Raw genomic sequence first — 19,592 nt, forward strand, 5'->3', positions numbered from 1 at the left:
GGGCTGCATCATGATACCAATGACGGACAGGGAGCACTCATGGCGAAACACCGCATCTACACGACGAGCTTCGCGAGCGTGTACCGGCTCTACGTCGCGAAGGGGGAAAAGAAAGGACGAACCAAGGCCGAGGTCGATCGGATCATCTGCTGGCTGACGGGCTACGATCAGAAACAGCTCGACGCCGAGGTGGACCGACAGACGGACTTCGAGACCTTCTTTACGCGGGCGCCGGCCATGAATCCGGCGCGCTCCCTGATCAAGGGCGTGGTCTGCGGCGTCCGCGTGGAGGACGTCGAGGAGCCGACGATGCGCGAGATCCGCTACCTGGACAAGCTGGTCGATGAGCTGGCGCGCGGAAAGGCGATGGACAAGATCCTGCGCACGCCGTGAGCGCCAAGCGCGCGGCGGCGGTCGTGCAAACCCAGGCCTCAGTCCTGCTCCTGCCCCGGCGCCTGCCGCAGCATGAAATGCCCGAATGCGGTGGCAATCGGCTTCGCATCATCGTCCTGCCAGGCGCGGGCCTCGAAGGCGACGACGCGGCGGCCCTGCTTGACGATCGACGCCGACGCGATGCTGTCGAGCGCGCGCCCCGAACGGAGATAGTTGATGGTGAGGCCGATCGGCTTCGGCGGCGCCGACGCGCCGAGCTCGCGCATCACGGTGATGATCGCCGCGGTTTCGAGGAATGCGCCGGTCATGCCGCCGTGGATCGCCGGCAACACGGGATTGCCGATGATCTGCTGCGAGAACGGCATCATCAGCGTCTCGTTCTCGGCGAGACGAATGCCGAGACAGCGCGCGAACGGACTGGTGGCGAACGGCCCCGTCGGATCCTCAGGCGCCTCGAGCGGTGGCGGCGCGCCGGTGAACGCCGGGCGATCGGTCAGCATGTTGGTGCGGTTGGCGCCGATCATGAAACAGGCCGTCGCGGTCGCGACCGGTTCGCTTTCTTCCTCCTGATAGGCGGTGGCGCGCACGAAGGCGATCGAGCGCGTGACGCGGAAGCACACGGCATGCGCCTTGATGTCGAGCCCGGGGGTCGCCGGCTTCTGATAGTCGATGCGCAGGTCGAGCGTGGCGATCGCCCGGCTGCCGTCGAGCGCGAGCTGCACCGCCATGCCGCAGCTCTCGTCGAGCATGGCGGTGACGACACCGCCATGGATGACGCCGGTCTCGCTGTCGCCGACGAACACGGGACGATAAGGCAGGGTCGACCAGGCCTCGCCGGGCGCGAAGCGGTCCATCCTGAGCCCGCTGATATGGCCATAGACCGAGCGGCGATTCCTGATGGCCCCGGCGAGCGCGTCGAATGCCGGCGGTGCGGCGGTGGGCGGAATGTGGGACATGCGCGATTTAGAGCATGATCGCACGGAGGCACGAAGTCTTTTTCCGGCACATCTGCCTTGTGTGCGAACGATCCGCCCCGGACCACCGCTGCTCCCGCCTCTGCACCGTTCTGCACCGCCGACCACGTTCACGACGCGCGCCGCGAGACCGACGTGCAGCAGCGCGCACCGCACGGCCTTGCAGCTCGGCGCCGGGACCGCATTCCGCAAAACTACGTGGATGAAATGTTCCACCGGCGCGGCGCGCTTAGAACATTGGCAACCTTAATATGATCATAATTGTCTCCATCAAATCCCGGAGACCCCGTCGATGCGCAGATCCACCAAGACGCCGGACGCCCCGCCGAGCAGCGGCACGGCCTCTCTACGAATTGTCCTGAGCCTGGCGCTCGTTGCCAGCGCCGGCGCGATGTGGTGGAGCAGCGGCGGCGCCAACAGCTTCTCCTTCGGTAACGGAGCGCCTTCGCTCGAGACCCGCGTCGCCACGCTGACATCGGAGCTGGCGCAGCTCAAGGCCGAGACCGCCCAGTTGCGCGACCGCCAGAGCGACACCTCCGGCGAGCTCATGCAATTGCGCGCCAGCCTCACCACGACCGAGACCGGCCTGGCCACTCTGCGCACCGCCGCCGACGAGACCGAGGCGCGCCGCCGCGATACGGCCGACAAGATCGAGTCCGATCTCGCGCTGCTGAAGCGCCAGGCGGTCCGCCTCCGCGGCGCCCAGGACGATGCGGCGACCGAGCTGAGCGGGCTGCGCACCGCCGCCGCGAACAGTGACATGTCCATCGAGCAGCTCCGGACTTCCACCGGCGAGATGCGTCAGCAGTTGGCGCGCATCGAGACCGCGCGCGAAGCGACCAGCTCGATCTCCCGCAGGCCACACCGTGTCAGGCGCGTCGCGCGCGCGACCGAGGCGCAGCACGAGCCGCAGCCGTTCCTGATGCAATGGCCCGGCGTCCTCCCCGCGGGCCGCAACTGATTTGAAGTGCCAACCGGCCTGACCCGCGAATCGCGGTCAGGCATCAGCCCGGCTGGTCACCACCAGCCCGGCTGCACCGGCCGGTAGTAGGTCGGAGGCGGCCCGCGACGACGCGGAGCCGCGACGGGCTGGCCATCCCAGCTGCGCTGGAAGAAGCTGCCGAAGCCGTCGTCATATTCGTCCCCGCTGGCGACGACATCGGCATTGGTCGTCGGCCGCCGCGTGATGAAGCCGCCCTGCGGCTGGTTGCTCAGCACCGCCACGAACTCGGTCCGGTAGTTGGTCTCGCTCGACAGCGGCTCGTCCGAGACGATGATCGAGGAGCGCGGCACCGCCGTCGGCGCGATGCGGTCGAGCACGTCCTTCGGAATGGTGATGCGGTCGAGCGCGTCCTTGGCGGTGTCGCCGTCGTCGATGGTCACCGCCGTCCAGCGCAGCCCCGCGCCGTCCTGCGCCACCGCGGTGAACACATGCGTTCCGATCGGCCGTTCGGGATCACGGATGGTCACCGGGGCCTCGATCGAGGTGTCGAACACCTCGCCGCCGCCATCGGGGGCCGGCTTGTGCGTGTTGCGCCTGACATAGAGCATCTGCGTCGACCGGCTGATATAGACCGAGACCGGCTCGGTCGCGAGCCTGGCGTCGGTCGCGGCCTTGCTCGTCTCGGTCTTCCTGGCCGCCGCCGCCTTGGCGGCGTCCTTGGTCGAGGTCGCCGCTGCGAGCTTCACGGTCGCGTCCGACTTCGCGGCCTCGAGCTGCGCTGCCGCGTCGGTCGCCTTGGCGGCGGCCTTCTGCTTCGCATCCTCGGCCAGCGTCCTGGCCTGATCGGTCTTGGCGGCAGCCAGCTTCCTGTCGGCGAATTTGAGCTCGGCCTCGGCGCGTGCCTTGGCCTGCTCCAGCTTGCGCAAGGACGTCTTCAGCGCCTTGGCCTCGCGCTCGGCCGCGGCGGCCGCCGCCTTGGCCTCGTCGGCGCTCTTGGCGGCGTCCTCGGCTTCGTGGCCAAGCGTCGCGGCCCGCGACGGCACCGCGGCGAGCGCCTGCGCATTCGGTACGAACAAGGCGGGATGGGAGAACTCGACCGGCGCCGGGTCACCCGGCGCGATGATCACCCGCATGCCGATCCACGTCCGGTCGAACAGCTTCTCGGCAAAACCATAGGGCATGCGGACGCAGCCATGCGAGGCGGCATAGCCGGGCAGCGGCCCGCCGTGCAGCGCCACACCATTCCAGGTGATGCGCTGCATGTTCGGCATCCAGGCATCGTCGTAGAGCGTCGAGTGGTGGTCCTTGTCCTTCTCGATGATGGCGAACACGCCGGCCGGCGTCTCGCGGCCGGAGACGCCGGTCGAGACCGGCGCGCGCCAGATCCAGCCATCGGCGTCGTAGAACGTCACCTTCTGCGCCTTGATGGACACGATCGCCATGATCGGATCGCCATGCGCGCGCGGCGCCGTCGCCTCGGTCACCGGCGCCGGACGCGCCTGCCGTGCACCGGCCTCGGATCCGGCCAGCGCCAGCACGGTGGCAGCCGCGAGAGTCGTCAGGAGCGCTCCCCGACGCCGCATCGCTGCAAGGTTCTGAGCCGCCGTGGATCGTGTCACCATGCTGTTTCCCGAATCGTCATTGCTGTTCCGCCGGCGCGATCGGCGCAGGACGATCTATACGCTCGATCATGTCTTGGGGTGAAGTGAGGCGAAGGCGCGTCCTGATGTCATCGACATTCCGCTCGCCGCAATTGGGGCAGGATCGGGCAACGAATCGGACTCAAGACGCGCCCTTCCGTCGCACGCCCCCAAGACCCGCATTCCACCACCCCACCGGTTGCCCATCGCTTAACGCCGAACAGGGCGATCGGGTCCGTGGCTCGGCCTGGAGAACCGCGAGGCGCAGGCGCCGCGAGATCAATCTGAAATCCGCTTCTCGAAGAACAAGTCCGGATAGGGGTCGTCGTTGAAGCGGTCGATCTCGGTCCAGCCGGTGCGGCGATAGAGCTGCATGGCCTCGGCGAGCGCGCTGTTGGTGTCGAGGCGAAGAAGGCTGATCGAGAGCTTGCGGGCAGCCGCTTCGGCCGCATCCATCAGGCGGCGGCCGAGGCCGAGGCCGCGCGCGGCGGGCGCGACCCAGAGCCGCTTGATCTCGGCGGCATCGCCGCCGCTGCCCTTCAGCCCGACGCAGCCGAGCGGCAGGCCGTCCGACAACGCGACGAAGAAGGCGCCGCGCGGCGCCATCATGTCCAAGGCGTCGGGATCGCGCGACAGCGAAACATCGAAGCCGCGCTCGAAACGGCGTGACAGCTCGGCGTAGTATTCGCCGAGGCAGTAGCGCGCCTGCTCGCTCCTGGGATCGGTCTCCTCGATGGTGATGCGGCTACGCCCGAGCGCGGCCGCGACCATGTCCATCGCGGCAAGCAACGCCTGGGGCTGGCCATGGCGCGCCAGCATCGATTCCGCCTGGGCATTGGAGAGAGTCTCATAGGCGTCGAATTCGCGCCGGCCGGCGGCCGTGAGCCTGGCGACGCGGCGGCGCGCGTCGTCGGGATGCGGCCGGGTCGTTACCAGCCCCTCCTCCTCCAGGCCGCGCAGCAGCCGGCTCATCAGCCCGGAATCGAGCGCGAGATAGTCGCGCAGCTCGGCCACGTCGCTGCGGCCATGGCCGATCGCGTTGAGCACGCGGGCCGCGCCGAGCGGCCGACCGCGCCCGAGAAACGAGGTATCGAGCGCGCCGACCTCCGAGGTGACGGCGCGGTTGAAGCGGCGGACGCGGGAGACGGGGTCGAGCATGATATCTGACTTAAGTCAGATATCTCGCGATGTCAACGCGGAGACAATCACGCCGCCCTCAAACAAAAAAGGGCGGCCCAGCCGCCGGCCGAGGCCGGATGCCGGACCGCCAGGTTTTCCCCGGGAGGAACTCAGTTCAGAAGCTTGGCGACGTTGTCCTTGGTGACGAGGTCGAGGCCGGTGTAGATCACCTCCGGCACCTTCTCGCCCTTCTTGATCGCGAGCAGCGTGTCCATCGCCTTCTCGCCCATCTCGAACGGACGCTGGCCGGTCAGCGCGTTGGAATAGCCGTCGCGCAGCAGCTCGAGCTGCATCTTCAGCGTATCGGCAACGACCAGCGTCAGCTTGCCGGCGTCGATGTCCTTCTTGTTCTTGTTGACGAAGGCCTTGTAGCCTTCGGGTGCGAACATCGGCCAGCCGCCGATCGGCACGATGGCGCCGAGATCGGGCGTCGCGGTGCGCAGGTCGGCCATCTGCTGCACGGCGAGCGCGGGATCGTCGTTGCAGAAGGTCGGCGAACCGGCCACTTCCGTCCACTTCGAGCCCTTCAGCGCCTCGCGCACGCCGTCGACACGCTCGGCGAGGTTCTTGGCGCCGGGACCGCCGGAGACGATGGCGTACTTGCCGCCGTCAGGCCGGAGCTCCCGCAGCTGCTTGCCGAGCGCGAGGCCGAAGTCCTTGTTGTTGGTGCCGATATAGGCGAGGCGCTTGGAGCCCGGCGCATCGGCGTCGAAAGTGATGACGGGAATGCCGGCGGCGGTCGCCGCCTCGATCGATTTCGTCATCGATGGAACGTCGGCGACCGAGATGGCGAGGCCGTCGACCTTCTGGGTGATGAAGTCCTGGATGATCTGCGCCTGCGTGGCCGGCTCGTGCTCGACCGGGCCCTTGTAGATGCACTCGACATTGCCGAGCTCCTTGGCGCGCTTCAAACAGCCGTCGCGCGCGACGTCGAAGAACGGGTTGTTCATCGCCTTCGGCACGATGGCGAAGCGGTACTTGGTCTCGGCCTGCGCCGGGGCCAGCATGATCGCGAGCGACGCGACCGCAAAGAGCAGCTTCTTCATGGGTTCCCTCCTCCATGTCTATCCCTGATGATTGTCTGTTCCGGGTGAGGATAGACGTGATTGTCATCCCGGCCAGTCTTCGTCACAGCAGGCGGGCGCGGATGCGGTCGACCAGCACGGCGGCGATGATGATCACGCCGACCAGGGTCTGCTGCCAGTAGGAGTTGACCTGCGCCAGCACCAGCCCGTTCCGGATCACCTCGAGCAGGACGCAGCCGACGATGGCGCCGAGCGGGCCGCCGAGGCCGCCGGCGAGGTTGGCGCCGCCGATCACGGCCGCCGCGATCACGTTGAGCTCGTAGGACGTTGCCATGTTGGCAGGCGCCGAGCCGAGCCAGCCGGAGATGATGATGCCCTGCAGGCCGGCGGCCAGCGCGCCGATCACATAGACCTCGATCTTCACGCGGGGCACGGAGACGCCGGTGAGCTCCGCGGCCTTCTCGTTGCCGCCGATCGCGAACACGTGGCGGCCGAACGCGGTGTGGTGCAGCACCAGCGCCATCACCAGCGCCAGCGCCATCAGATAGATGAAGGGCGCCGGCACGCCGTACACGTCACCCTGCGTCAGCGCGTAGAAATAATCGGCGTCCGGCCCGCCGGGGAAGCTGCCCTTGCCGTTCGAGATCACGTAGCTCAGGCCGCGCACGATCGAGAGCATGCCGAGCGTGGTCACGAACGGCGACAGCCCGAGCAAGGCGATGCAGACGCCGTTGATGAGGCCGACGACCAGCGAGACCGCAAGGCCGGCCAACACCGAGACGATCAGGATCAGGCCGGGCACGTTGGCGACCACGGTCTTGCCGTCCGCGGCGAGATGCACGAACAGCGAGGACAGCGGCATGCCCGGCGTCGACAGCGTCGTCATCACCATCGAGGTGATCATCGCCGCGAAGCACATCATCGAGCCGACCGACAGGTCGATGCCGCCGGTGATGATCACGAAGGTGATGCCGAGCGTCGCGATGGCGATGAAGGAGAAGTTCTTGGCGACGTTCTGCAGATTGCCTTCGGTCAGGAAATAGGGACTGGCGAAGCTCATCACGATGATGAGGGCGATGAGCGCCAGCGTGACGTAGGCCGTCTGCGAGGCGAACACGCCGCGATGCCACCATCTGATGGCGCCGACATTGGTGAAGGTGACGTCGGTGCCGGCGGAGCTGGTCTCGGATGGAACGGACATCACGCCGCCTCCTTGGCGCCGGTGATCAGCGCGGTCACTTCCTCGGGGCTGGTCTCGCCGACCGGCTTGTCGGCCTTCTTCTCGCCGCGGCGCATCACCACGACGCGATCGCAGACCGCGAAGATGTCGGGCATGCGGTGCGAGATCAGGATCACCGCGATGCCCTGCTCCTTCAGGCGATGGATCAGGCTCAGCACCTGCTCGACCTGACGCACCGAGATCGCCGCGGTCGGCTCGTCCATCATCACCAGCTTGGCGTTCGACAGCCGCGTGCGCGCGATCGCCACCGCCTGGCGCTGGCCGCCCGACATGTCCTTGACGAGATCGTGCGGCCGCGTCTCGGAGCGCAGCTCGCGGAACAGCTCCAGCGCGCGCGCCTCCATGCCCTTGTGGTCGAGCAGCACGAGGGGACCGAAATTGCGTTTCAGCTCGCGGCCGAGAAACACGTTGGCGGCGGCGGTGAGATTGTTGGCGAGCGCGAGGTCCTGGTACACGACCTCGATGCCGACGCTGCGCGAATCCATCGGGCGATGGAAATGCACCTCGCGGCCGCCGAAATGGATGGCGCCCTGGCTCGGCGGAAAGTTGCCGGCGATGATGCGCACCAGGGTGGACTTGCCGGCGCCGTTGTCGCCCATCAGGCCGACGACCTCGCCGGCGCCGATTGTCAGATCCACGCCCTGCAGCGCGCGGATCGCGCCGAACTGCTTGCCGAGGCCCTTCAGCTCCAGCACCGGCTGCGCGGCGGTGCTCATCGCGGCGCGCCCAGCCTCGTTCGTGGACATGCGCAGGCTGCTGTCGTCAGACATAGCGGTTCACCACGCTTTCGAGATATTCCTGCCGGCCGGAGCGCGGCTGCGGATCGAGGCCGGTGTCGGCGGCGCGGTCGGCGAGTTCGGCAAGCGAGCGGCGGCCGGCGAGGATCGCCTGCCCCTCCTCGCCGTCCCAGCCGGCGTAGCGGGCTGCGAGCGGCGCCGTCAGCGCACTGTCGGTCAGCATCTCGTCGGCCGCGATCAGCGCCCGCGCGCAGGCGTCCATCGAGCCGACATGGGCGTGCAGCAGATCATCCGGATCGATCGACTGCCGCCGGATCTTGGCATCGAAGTTCAGCCCGCCGGTGGTGAAGCCGCCGGCCTTGAGCATGTCGTGGAACACCAGCGCCAGCTCCGGCACGTTCATCGCGAACTGGTCGGTGTCCCAGCCCAAGAGATCGTCGCCGCGGTTGATGTCGAGCGAGCCGAACACGCCGAGCGCCTGCGCCAGTGCGATCTCGTGCTGGAACGAATGGCCGGCGAGGATGGCGTGGTTCTGCTCGATGTTGAGCTTGACGTCGTCGAGCAGGTCATAGCGCTGCAGGAAGCCGTAGCAGGTGGCGACATCGAAATCATACTGGTGCTTGGTCGGCTCCTTCGGCTTCGGCTCGATCAGCAGCGGTCCCTTGAAGCCGATCTTGTGCTTGTGCTCGACCACGAGCGAGACGAAGCGGCCTAGCTGGTCGAGCTCGCGCTTCATGTCGGTGTTGAGCAGGGTCTCGTAGCCCTCGCGGCCGCCCCACAGCACGTAGTTGGCGCCGCCGAGGCGGTGCGTCAGCTCGAGCGCGGCGCGCACCTGCCCGGCGGCATAGGCGAAGACATCGGGATCCGGATTGGTCGCGGCGCCCGCCATGTAGCGGCGGTGCGAGAACAGATTGGCCGTGCCCCATAGCAGCCGTACCTTGGCAGACGCCATCTTCTGCTCGAACAGGTCGCCGATCGCATTGAGATTGGCGACCGACTCCTTCAGCGTCGCGCCTTCCGGCGCCGCGTCGACGTCGTGGAAGGTGAAGAACGGCACGTCGAGCAGCCGGAACAAGTCGAACGCGACATCGGCCTTGGCGCGCGCCATCGCCAGCGCATCGTCGCCATGCTGCCACGGCCGCAGGAAGGTCTCGCCGCCGAACGGATCGCTGCCCGGCCAGCAGAACGAATGCCAGTAGCAGACCGCGAAGCGCAGATGATCCTCCATCCGCTTGCCCCGGATGACACGGTCCTTGTCGTACCAGCGGAACGACAGCGGGCTGCGTGACTCGGGCCCGACATAGCTGACGGTCGCGCCGGTCTGGAAGAAGGGAGCCTGGACGTTCACGAGATGCACTCCTTGAGAGCGGGATAGAGCTTGCGCCATTGCGCGTAGGCGTCGTCGTAGGCGGCGCGCTGCGGCGCGCGGGGTTCGAAACTCTGCAGCCGCTGTGGCTTGCGGCAGACATCGGCCGGGGCTTCGCCGGTCGCGGCCAGACGGCCGAGCCTGGACGCACCGATGGCGGCGCCGACCTCGCCCTCCTCGACGCGATGCACGGTGACGCCGAGCACGTCGGCCATGATCTGCGCCCACAACAAAGAGCGCGAGCCGCCGCCGACGAGATCGAGCTCTGTGATCGGCTGCGCGCTGCGCGCGAGCGCGGCGAACATGTCGCGTGAGGCGAACGCCACGCCCTCCAGCACCGCCTGCACGAGATCAGCGCGGCCGGCGGCGCTGCGCAGCCCGACCAGGGCGCCGGCGGCATGGGCATCGTTGTGCGGCGTGCGCTCGCCGTCGAGATAAGGCAGGAACTGCACCGGGCTCGGACGTTCGACGCTGATACCGAGCGGCGCCAGCAGCGCGGCTTCCGGCGTCTCGAGAATGCGCGCCAGCCACGCCAGCGAGGCCGCGGCCGACAGCATCACGCCCATCTGATGCCAGAGACCGCCGAGCGCATGGCAGAACGCATGCACGGCCGCTTCCGGCACCGGCGCGAAGCGGTCGGTCACCCGGAACAGCACGCCCGATGTGCCGAGCGACAGGAATGCATCGCCGGGCGTGATGGCGCCGAGCCCGATCGCGCTCGCCGCGTTGTCGCCGGCGCCGCCCGCGATCACGACGTCAGCGCCCATGCCCCAGCGCCGCGCCAGCTCGGGCGACAACACGGCGCTGCGCTCATTGCCCTCGACCAGGCGCGGCATGTGATCGAGACCGAGCCCGGTTGCCGCCAGCAGTTTCTCCGACCAGCGCCGCGCGCCGACGTCGAGCCACAGGGTGCCCGCCGCATCCGACATGTCCTCGACCATCTCGCCGGACAGCCGATAGCGCACATAGGCCTTCGGCAGCAGCACTTTCGCGACCTCGGCAAATATCCTCGGCTCGTGCTTCGCCACCCAGACGAGCTTCGGCGCGGTGAAGCCGGGCATCGCGAGGTTGCCGGCGATCGCATGCAGTTCGGGGCAGCGGCGTTCGAGCTCGGCGCATTCGGCTTGCGAGCGGCCGTCATTCCACAGGATTGCCGGCCGCAGCGGCCGACCGGTGCGGTTCAGCAAGGTCGCGCCGTGCATCTGGCCGGACAGGCCGATGCCGCTGACGGCAGCGGTCTCGCGCGGACGCGCCCGCGCGAGATCATCGACCGCGCCGATGACGGCCTCGACCCAGTGATCCGGGTTCTGCTCGGACCACAGCGGCTGCGGATGCGACAGCGCCAGCGGACGCCCGGCGCTTGCGATCAGCGCGCCCGCCTCGTCCTCCAGCACGGCCTTCACGCCGGATGTGCCGACATCCAGTCCGAGAAACACGACTCCACTCCTCCCACCGACCGCCAGGCGCTTCGGCGATCTGCTGTCGCCTCGAAACCAGCACCTCGGTCTTTCTCGTTCCGTACGCAAACGACCGCGTCACCGCGGCCGCCCGCTCACGGCAGATTGTCCCGCATCACGATGTCGATGCGGATCGTCTCCTGTTCGCTCAGGATCGGCTCGCCGCGCGCCAGCGCCAGCAGCACGCGCACCGCGGAGCGCGCCTCGTGGCCCGGGTTCTGCGAAATCGCCGCATCCATCACGCCGTTCAACAGCAGCTTGCGCGTCAGTGCCGTCACGTCGTGGCCGACGAACACGATGTCGTCGGCCCGCCCCGACTCGGTCAGCGCCTTGGCGACGCCGGCCGTGCCGGCGCCGACATTGTAGAGCCCGACGATGTCGCGATGCTCGGCCAGCAGCTTGCGCATGAGGTGCTCTGAGCGATCGTCCACGTCATGCCCCTCAGCGACCGGCAAAACCTCAAGTTGCCGAAACTCCGCCGCCAGAACCTGGCCGAAGCCGAAGATGCGTTCGGCATGATCGCGCAGGCCTTGCGAGCCGGCCATGATCGCGACCCGCCCCGCCTTGCCGCCGGCGAAGCGTCCGACCAGCGCGCCCGCGGTGCGACCAGCGGCGATGTTGTCGATGCCGACATAATGATGACGCCGCGACGATGGCACGTCCGACACCAGCGTCACCACCTTGGCGCCGGACTCGACGAGATCGTTGATCGCCGCGCGCACGCCCGGATGATCGAGCGCCACCACCGCGACCCCGTCGATCTGACCGACGAGCTGCTCGAGCTTCGCGGCCAGCACGGCGGCATCGAACACGTCGGTCGTGACGACATCGACCGTGAGCCGGCGCGCGGCCATCCAGCTCGCCAGATCGCCGAGATGCGCCTGAATCTGCTGCATGAAGGGATTGATGCCGGACGGCATCACGAAGGCAAAGCGCCGCGCGCGGGCACGGGCGAGCTCGGAGGCCGCCGCATGCGGCTGGAACGCGCTACGCGCCATGGCGTCCTTGACGCGTCGCACCGTGTCCGGGCGCACGCCCGGCCGGTTGTGCAGCACGCGGTCGACGGTGGCGAGGCTCACACCCGCCTGTCGCGCAATGTCCCGCAATGTCAGCGGCGCGTTCATGGTCCTCCCCTTTGGGTTGAGGACCATAACGCGGTTTTTGAGGTGCGCAACTCATTTTTGAGGGGCGGCCCGCCCGGCCGCGCCTGGAAGCCCCGAGGGAGCTAGACGAAAGCGACCTCGATCCGCTTGTCGGACCGCGCCGTCATGCGACAGGCGCGTGAGAAGCCGTCGCTGGCGATCGCGAGCTTGAAGTGCTCCGGCAACTCCGCCGTCGAGATCACGTCCAGTGCAGCCGCGTGTTCGGACAGTGCACGGACCGTGCAGTCGAACGTCGACCGTCCGGCGTTGAACGCGATCTGTCCCGCCTTGAACACGCGGCGCAGCGCGGGCGCGATCGAGGGCGACGCCTCCACCCAGGCGATGACCTGATTGCGGCCGTTGTTCTTGGCGGAGTACATCGCCATGTCCGCCCGCTCCTGCATGGCATCGAAGCTCAGACGGGAAGTCAGATCCGCGGCGCCGAAGCTGGCGGTGACCCTGATCGGTCCGCATGGCGTGTCGATCGACAGGCCGGCAGCCGCCGACCGCATCTTCTCCAGCACCGCCAGCCCGTCGTGCAGGCCCGTATGCGGCAGCAGGATGCCGAACTCCTCGCCCCCGAGACGGCCGATGACGTCGGAGCTCCGCAGCACCGACCGCCAGGTCTCGACCAGCCTGGACAGAACGAGATCGCCGACGGCATGGCCGTAAGTGTCGTTCACCGATTTGAAGTGATCGATGTCGACCATCGCATATGTCAGCTTGTGGCCGTGACGCTCGGCCAGCGCCCGCAACCGCTCGCCTTCGTTGTGAAAGGCGCGGCGCGACAGCGCGCCGGTGAGAGCGTCGCGCATGCTCAGCTTGCGCAGCATCAGCTCGTCGACGGCGATCGCGGCGAGATCCTTCAGCATGTCGACATCGTGCGCACTGAACTCGCGCGGCGCCGTGTCCATCGCGCATAGCGTGCCGACGTTCACGCCGGAGATGCGCAGCTGCGCACCGGCGTAGAATCGAATGAAGGGCTTGCCATGAACGAGCACGTTGTCCGCGAACCGCGCATCCTGGTGCGTGTCGGGGATGATCAGCGGCTCGCTTTCCTGAATGGCATAGTTGCACAGCGCGGGCCGCCGCTCGCCCTCACGGTCGGCCATCCCTGTGGCCGCCTTGAACCATTGGCGATGGCCGTCGATGAGGGTGAGTGTCGACATCGGGACGCCAAAGACCTTCCGGCACAGGCCGGTGAGACGGTCGAAGGCGAGCTCGCTGGGTGTATCAAGGATGTCGAGTTCGGCAAGGGCTTCCAGGCGGCGGGCATCGTCGTGGTGGTGGGCTGACATCGGCAACTCCTCGCCGACAGCTTCTCGCGGAGGGACTTAACGCCGGATTTAGGAGGAGAATGAGCAAATTCCTAACAGGAAGCACGACGTCCGGCGGGGGAACCGCCCGAGGGCCGACCTGCCTGCCATCGGCCGGCCAGCCGCCGCCATCTTCCGATAAAAATAATCATCTTGCCATTTATCCGAATTCGTGATTATCTCCCGCCATCCCGCCTCAACGAGAGGGGCGTTGCGCGCGATCGTCACGACACGCGAGGCGGGGATGCGGTGGCCGCGAGAGATCGCAGCAGGCTCGTTGAGAGCGGGCGGACGAACGATCGCTTGCGGACGTGAAGTCGCAGCGGCCTGACACCCCGAAGCTGGTGTTAACCCGCGACGAAGCTTTGCTTCGCGTGGGGATGGTGGCCAACAAGCCCGGCGCACCAGGGCGACTGCGTATAAGCGTGAGACTGCCGCGCAGGGAATGCCGGTTGATCGGCTGCACCTGTGGTACCTGCCGCCTGCATTTTTTTCGCAGGCGGGCCATGGGTGAGGCCTTCACCCGGCATTCCCTGCGCCCTCTCATTTTAGAGGGACACGTTGATCGCAGACCTCGGGCGTAACGAGCCGCGAGAACGAGATATCATGTCTCTCTTGCCTGCTTCGCTGTTTGAGCCGTGAATACCGCCCCGCCCAAAGCCGTCGTCCCGGACAAGCCGCGACGCGCAAAGCGCGGCACGGCGCCGATCCGCGATCCATACGCCGCCGCAGCCGACGTGAATGGCACAAAGCCAGTGGCCAGCCTGCCTCAAACCGCTCCCGGCGGGTATGGGTCCCGGCTCAAGGCCGGGACGACAGCGGATTTTGCCGATGCGCTTGCGCCACAATCAACGCAGGCGAAGCACGGAGCGCGGGCATCACTCAGAACGGCAGTCCGACATAGTTCTCCGCCAGCGACCGCTGCGCGGCCTCGGACGAGAACAGATAGGCGAGCTCGGTGTCCTGAAGTCTGTCGTCGTAGGACAGCCGGTCGGGGAAGCGATGCAGCAGCGTCGTCATCCACCACGAGAAGCGCTGCGCCTTCCAGATCCGCGCCAGCGCGCGCTTGGAGTAGCCGTCGATGCCGGTGTCGTCGCCCTTTTTGTAATGGTCGAGCAGCGCATGATAGAGATAGTAGATGTCGGACGCCGCCGAGTTCAGCCCGCGCGCGCCGGTCGGCGGCACGATGTGGGCGGCGTCGCCGGCCAGGAACAGCCGGCCGTAGCGCATCGGCTCGGCGACGAAGCTGCGCAGCGGCGCGATGCTCTTCTCGATCGACGGGCCAGTGATCAGCTTGGCCGCGATCTCATTGGGCAGACGGCGCTTCAGCTCCTCCCAGAACGCATCGTCGCCCCAGTCCTCGACCTTGTCGGTGAGCGGCACCTGGACGTAATAGCGGCTCAGCACCTGGGAGCGCAGCGAGCACAGCGCGAAGCCGCGCTCGTGCTTGGCATAGATCAGCTCCGGCGACACCGGCTTGGTGCGCGACAGCACGCCGAGCCAGCCGAACGGATACACCCGCTCATACTCCGTGAGCTTGTCCTGCGGGATGGACTTGCGGCTGACGCCATGAAAGCCGTCGGCGCCGATGATGTAGTCGCAGTCGACGCGGATCACCTCCTCGCCGCTGCGATAGGTGACGTAGGGCTTGTCGGAGGCGATGTCGTGCGGCGTGACATCGGCCGCGTTGTGCACGACCTTGCCGCCGAGCTTGTCGCGGGCCTCGTAGAGATCGCGCGTCAGCTCGGTCTGGCCGTAGACCATCACCGAGTTGCCGCCGGAATATTTGTGCAGGTCGACGCGGTCGAGCTTGCCGTCATGGGCGATGTAGAAGCCGTGATGGATTTCGCCCTCGCGATCCATGCGCTCGCCGCACTGCGCCTCGCGCATCAGCTCGGCAAAGCCGTGCTCGAGCACGCCGGCACGGATGCGCGACAGCACGTAGTCGCGGCTGGATTTCTCCAGGATGATCGTATCGATGCCCTGCAGATGCAGGAGCTGCGACAGCATCAGCCCCGACGGGCCTCCGCCGATGATGCAGACTTGGACTTTCATGGGCGTGTTCTCCCGGATTCGCAGACGCAGGTTTGTTGGGTATGCTTTGCAGTCGCGGATTTTAGCAAGGAATGCGCAGGATCACTTGGATGGACGCGGCATTCTCTTGTACTTTTCCAACACCATGCCGCGACGCAAAACGAATGCGGCGGCGGTATCGGGCGGCGCCGGTCAGCCGGCCGGCGGCGCCGCGCCGTCTCCGACACCCATTGCGCGCCGATAGTCGCGCGGGCTCGCGCCGGTGTGGCGCTTGAAGAAGCGGCAGAAATAGGCCGGGTCCTTGAAACCGAGCTCGAACGCCAGCTTCGACACCGGCGCTGCAATATAGGTCAGCCGACGACAGGCCTCACGGGCCAGACGCGCATGCACGATATCGAGCGCGGACTGGCCGGTCTCGGCCCGCGTCAACCGATTGAGCCGCTCCGGCGTCATGCCGAGCTCGTCGGCGTAGCGCGCCACCGACCAGTGATCGCGGTGATGCGCCTCGACCAGCACGATGAAGCGGGTGAACAGATCCGCGTGCCCGCTGCCGCGCCGCCCGCCTTGCGACTGCCGCGCGCTCTGCTGCGCCAGCCGCCACACGATCGAGCGCCCGAGCCAGTGCGGCACCGGCGAGGCCGCGGAATCGGCTGCGGCGAACTCGCCGGCGAGGTCGACGAACAGCGTGCCGATCCGGCCCGTCGCAACGGCTTGCGGCTCCAGATGCAGGATTTGCGGCGTTGCAAACAGGTCGCGCAGCGCCTCGCCGGTCGCCGGCACGTCGCCCTCCACCACCGCCCGCGGATTGAAGGTCAGCACGTAGCCGTCGGTCTCGCGCGAGAAGCGGAAGGCATGGACCACGCCGGGCGGAATGATCACCGCCACCGGGCCGGTGCAGCGCTCGCGGCTTTCGTCCAAGGCGATCTCGGCCGGGCCGGAGGCGACCCAGAGGATCTGATGCAGGCCCTGGTGCGTATGCGCCTCGATTTCCCAGCGATACAGCTTGCTGCGCACCTGGATCGGCTCGACATGCAGCATGTCCGGCTGCGCGGCGGAGGCTTCGCCGTACAGCGCGAAGGCCGGGATCGACGGCTTGGTGCGAAAGCGGGGCATGAGCGAGAGCTAACCCCGAATGTCGGAAAAGTACAAGTCTTGACCGGCTTTCGTGTCTCACGCCGCGGCCACGGCTCGGCTAGATCAGTGAAAAGAACAACAACGACCACACTCAATGGAGAGGAGGCCCGACATGTTCACGTTCGACCCGTATTCGCCGGCGGTCGATGCCGACCCGTTCCCGTTCTACAAGACGCTGCGCGACGAGCACCCCTGCTTCTGGAGCCAGCAAGCCCAGATGTGGATCCTGTCGCGCTATGCCGACGTGGCAGCGGCGGGCACGAACTGGCAGACCTATTCGTCGGCTAAGGGCAACCTGATGACCGAGCTGCCGAACCGCGCCGGCGCGACGCTCGGCACCACCGATCCGCCGCGCCATGACCGGCTGCGTGGCCTCGTCCAGCATGCCTTCATGAAGCGCAATCTGGAGAGCCTGTCAGGCCCGATCCGCGACATCGCGCGCGACTGCGCCGAGGCGCTGCGCGGCCAGGACCGGTTCGACTTTATCGAGGCGTTCTCCTCGAAATTCACCGTGCGCGTGCTGTTCGCCGCGCTCGGCCTGCCGCTCGGCGACGAGCAGACGGTGCGCGACAAGGCGGTGCTCATGGTGCAGAGCGATCCGGTGAGCCGCGCCAAGGGACCGCAGCACATCGCAGCCTACAACTGGATGCAGGACTATGCGGCCGGCATCATCGCGGAGCGCCGCGCGCGGCCGCAGAACGATCTGATCTCGCATTTCAGCATGGCCGAGATCGACGGCGACAAGCTCGACGAGCGCGAGGTGCTGCTGACGACGACCACGCTGATCATGGCCGGCATCGAGTCTCTCGGCGGCTTCATGACGATGCTGGCGTACAATCTCGCCGATCACGACGACGCCCGCCGCGCGGTCGTCGCCAATCCCGATCTGCTGGCGGACGCCGTCGAGGAGTCGCTGCGCTTCAACACCTCGGCGCAGCGTTTCCGCCGCTGCCTGCAGAAGGATCTCACCCTGCACGGCCAGACCATGCGCGAGGGCGATTTCGTCTGCCTCGCCTACGGCTCCGCCAATCGCGACGAGCGGCAGTTTCCCAATCCCGACGTCTACGACATCACGCGCAAGCCGCGCGGCCACCTCGGCTTCGGCGGCGGCGTGCATGCCTGCCTGGGATCGGCGATCGCGCGCATGGCGATCAGGATCGCGTTCGACGAGCTGCACAAGGTCGTGCCGGACTATCGCCGCACCCAGGAGCAGCTGCCCTGGATGCCGTCATCGACCTTCCGCAGCCCGATGTACCTGGAGCTGACGGCTCATTAGTCGGTCGCAAGGACGGGATGGCGGGCTCGAGCACGCACCTCGCGGACGGTACGCTCCCTCGCCCCGCTTGCGCGGGGCGAGGGAGGCGCCAACCGGTTTACCAGAGCTCAAACCAGCGCGCCGAGATCCGCCGCGCTGAAGCCCTTCAGGCCCGCCTTGTCGCCGGACTTGATCTTGGCGACCCATTCGGCATCGCTGATCAGCGCGCGGCCGACCGCGATGAGGTCGAACTCCTCCTTGGCCATGCGCTCCAGCAGCGCATCGAGATCGGCTGTCGTCGACGGCTTGCCGGCGAACGCCGAGAAGAACTCGTCGGACAGGCCGACCGAGCCGACGCTGATGGTCGCGGCGCCCGTGATCTTCTTGGCCCAGCCGGCGAAGTTCAGGCCCTTCTCGCCGTCGACGTCCGGGAATTCCGGCTCCCAGAAACGGCGCTGCGAGCAGTGCAGGATGTCGACGCCGGCCGCGACCAGCGGCTGCAGCCAGTCGGCCATCAGCGCCGGCGTCTCGGCGAGGCGCGCCGCATAGTCCTGCTGCTTCCACTGGCTGACGCGCAGGATGATCGGAAAATCCGGCCCCACCGCCTTGCGGATCGCGGCGACGATTTCGCCGGCGAAGCGCGAGCGCTCCTTGATGCTGGCGCCGCCATAGCGATCCTCGCGCTGGTTGGTGCCGGACCAGAAGAACTCGTCGATCAGATAGCCGTGGGCGCCGTGGATCTCGACGGTGTCGAAGCCCGTGCGCTTGGCGTCGGCCGCGGCCTGCGCGAATGCGGCGACGGTGTCGGCGATGTCGTTCTCGGTCATCGCGTTGCCGCGCGGCTTGCCAGGCGCAACCAGCCCGGACGGGCTCTCGACCGGCGCATCAGGCTCCCAGCGGCTCATGCCCTTGGTCGAGCCGGTGTGCCATATCTGTGGCGCGATGCGGCCGCCGGCCGCGTGCACGGCGCTCGCCACGCTCCGCCAGCCGGCCAGGGCTGCGTCACCGTGGAAGAAGGGAATATTGGGCTCGTTGCGCGAGGCCGGGCGGTTGACGACAGTGCCCTCGGTCAGGATCAGCCCCACGCCGCCTTCGGCGCGGCGACGGTAATAAGCGGCATTGGCCTCGCCGGGAACGCCATTCGGCGCCGCGTTGCGGGTCATCGGCGCCATGACGATGCGGTTCTTCAGCTCCAGCGACTTCAGGCGAAACGGACGAAACAGCACGCTGGTATCGAGGTCGGACATTCAGAGGGCTCCATTGCGTTCGGAACCGCTCCAGTATACTTCGTAAACCTGAAGTCAATCAGGCACCCGAAGTCGCTCAGGTATATCAGAGGAAACCGCGTCGTGACCGTCGCGTCGACATCAGAGACCGCCCCGCTCCGCTGCAAGCCGCAGCACTTCTCGTCGGAGTGCCCGAGCCGGGTGCTGATCGACCAGATCGCCGACAAATGGTCGATGATGGTGCTGGCCGTGCTGGACGGCGGGCCGTTGCGCTTCAACGCGGTCAAGAAGCAGCTCGAGGGCGTCACCCAGAAGGCGCTGACGCAATGCCTGCGCCGGCTCGAGCGCAACGGCCTCGTCGCGCGGGAGGTAATCGCGGACTCGCCCGTTGCCGTCCAGTACGAGATCACGCCGCTCGGCCGGACCCTGCAGCCGCCATTCCGCGCGCTCTACGCCTGGACCATCGCCAAGATGCCCGAGGTCGAGCAGGCGCGTCAGGCGTTCGACGAGCGCCGCGGCCGCTGATCGGCG

The 19,592-nt window shown here is 67.4% G+C and carries 17 protein-coding genes; 4 read left to right on the top strand and 13 right to left on the bottom strand.

The features are described from left to right. Positions 1-39: 39 nt before the first annotated feature. Positions 40-393: a DUF2200 domain-containing protein gene (locus tag ACQR10_RS31965; RefSeq protein ID WP_316218331.1), complete on the top strand. Its 354-nt coding sequence runs from the start codon at positions 40-42 to the stop codon at positions 391-393. Between the two features lie 38 nt (positions 394-431). Here ACQR10_RS31965 and ACQR10_RS31970 read toward each other — a convergent pair whose 3' ends face one another. Further along, the gene (locus ACQR10_RS31970; protein WP_316218330.1) at positions 432-1,349 is read right to left on the bottom strand and encodes a PaaI family thioesterase; all 918 of its coding nucleotides are present in this window, start codon (positions 1,347-1,349) and stop codon (positions 432-434) included. A 310-nt stretch (positions 1,350-1,659) separates the two neighbouring features. Here ACQR10_RS31970 and ACQR10_RS31975 point away from each other — a divergent pair, with 310 nt between their 5' ends. Then, on the top strand, positions 1,660-2,328 hold the full coding sequence (locus ACQR10_RS31975) for a hypothetical protein (RefSeq protein ID WP_316218329.1): 669 nt from the start codon (positions 1,660-1,662) through the stop codon (positions 2,326-2,328). A 56-nt stretch (positions 2,329-2,384) separates the two neighbouring features. On the opposite strand, the gene ACQR10_RS31980 is transcribed toward ACQR10_RS31975, so the two are convergent. The 11 genes from ACQR10_RS31980 to ACQR10_RS32030 form a co-directional block, all read right to left on the bottom strand. Further along, positions 2,385-3,932, bottom strand: a complete 1,548-nt coding sequence (locus ACQR10_RS31980) for a L,D-transpeptidase (RefSeq protein ID WP_316218328.1) — start codon at positions 3,930-3,932, stop codon at positions 2,385-2,387. 297 nt (positions 3,933-4,229) lie between these two features. Next, positions 4,230-5,108, bottom strand: a complete 879-nt coding sequence (locus ACQR10_RS31985) for a bifunctional helix-turn-helix transcriptional regulator/GNAT family N-acetyltransferase (protein WP_316218327.1) — start codon at positions 5,106-5,108, stop codon at positions 4,230-4,232. A gap of 131 nt (positions 5,109-5,239) precedes the next feature. Next, entirely contained in the window at positions 5,240-6,175 is a 936-nt protein-coding gene (locus ACQR10_RS31990) for a sugar-binding protein (RefSeq protein WP_315802446.1), read from the bottom strand. Between the two features lie 82 nt (positions 6,176-6,257). Then, on the bottom strand, positions 6,258-7,355 hold the full coding sequence (locus ACQR10_RS31995; RefSeq protein ID WP_315802445.1) for an ABC transporter permease: 1,098 nt from the start codon (positions 7,353-7,355) through the stop codon (positions 6,258-6,260). After that, positions 7,355-8,140 (bottom strand): ATP-binding cassette domain-containing protein, encoded by a 786-nt coding sequence (locus tag ACQR10_RS32000; protein ID WP_410051460.1) that lies wholly within the window; start codon positions 8,138-8,140, stop codon positions 7,355-7,357. Before ACQR10_RS32000 ends, ACQR10_RS31995 begins: the two co-directional genes overlap by 1 nt. Before the next feature lie 16 nt (positions 8,141-8,156). Further along, positions 8,157-9,479: a xylose isomerase gene (xylA, locus tag ACQR10_RS32005; RefSeq protein WP_315802443.1), complete on the bottom strand. Its 1,323-nt coding sequence runs from the start codon at positions 9,477-9,479 to the stop codon at positions 8,157-8,159. Next, positions 9,476-10,933, bottom strand: coding sequence for a xylulokinase (xylB, locus tag ACQR10_RS32010; RefSeq protein WP_316218326.1), 1,458 nt, complete (start codon positions 10,931-10,933; stop codon positions 9,476-9,478). The genes xylA and xylB overlap by 4 nt, the downstream gene beginning before the upstream one ends. Before the next feature lie 116 nt (positions 10,934-11,049). Next, positions 11,050-12,078 (bottom strand): LacI family DNA-binding transcriptional regulator, encoded by a 1,029-nt coding sequence (locus tag ACQR10_RS32015; RefSeq protein WP_316218325.1) that lies wholly within the window; start codon positions 12,076-12,078, stop codon positions 11,050-11,052. Between the two features lie 101 nt (positions 12,079-12,179). Then, positions 12,180-13,394, bottom strand: a complete 1,215-nt coding sequence (locus ACQR10_RS32020; RefSeq protein ID WP_316218324.1) for a sensor domain-containing diguanylate cyclase — start codon at positions 13,392-13,394, stop codon at positions 12,180-12,182. A gap of 900 nt (positions 13,395-14,294) precedes the next feature. After that, positions 14,295-15,467: a 4-hydroxybenzoate 3-monooxygenase gene (pobA, locus tag ACQR10_RS32025; RefSeq protein WP_316218323.1), complete on the bottom strand. Its 1,173-nt coding sequence runs from the start codon at positions 15,465-15,467 to the stop codon at positions 14,295-14,297. 171 nt (positions 15,468-15,638) lie between these two features. After that, on the bottom strand, positions 15,639-16,559 hold the full coding sequence (locus ACQR10_RS32030) for a helix-turn-helix domain-containing protein (RefSeq protein ID WP_316218322.1): 921 nt from the start codon (positions 16,557-16,559) through the stop codon (positions 15,639-15,641). A 133-nt stretch (positions 16,560-16,692) separates the two neighbouring features. On the opposite strand from ACQR10_RS32030, the gene ACQR10_RS32035 reads away from it, so the two are divergent. Further along, positions 16,693-17,856: a cytochrome P450 gene (locus ACQR10_RS32035; RefSeq protein WP_316218321.1), complete on the top strand. Its 1,164-nt coding sequence runs from the start codon at positions 16,693-16,695 to the stop codon at positions 17,854-17,856. A gap of 107 nt (positions 17,857-17,963) precedes the next feature. Here ACQR10_RS32035 and ACQR10_RS32040 read toward each other — a convergent pair whose 3' ends face one another. Further along, positions 17,964-19,082, bottom strand: a complete 1,119-nt coding sequence (locus ACQR10_RS32040) for an NADH:flavin oxidoreductase (protein WP_316183240.1) — start codon at positions 19,080-19,082, stop codon at positions 17,964-17,966. Between the two features lie 180 nt (positions 19,083-19,262). Here ACQR10_RS32040 and ACQR10_RS32045 point away from each other — a divergent pair, with 180 nt between their 5' ends. Beyond that, the gene (locus ACQR10_RS32045; protein ID WP_409997925.1) at positions 19,263-19,586 is read left to right on the top strand and encodes a winged helix-turn-helix transcriptional regulator; all 324 of its coding nucleotides are present in this window, start codon (positions 19,263-19,265) and stop codon (positions 19,584-19,586) included. Positions 19,587-19,592: the final 6 nt, after the last annotated feature.

Source organism: Bradyrhizobium sp. HKCCYLRH2060, from assembly GCF_051168135.1.
Lineage (GTDB): Bacteria > Pseudomonadota > Alphaproteobacteria > Rhizobiales > Xanthobacteraceae > Bradyrhizobium.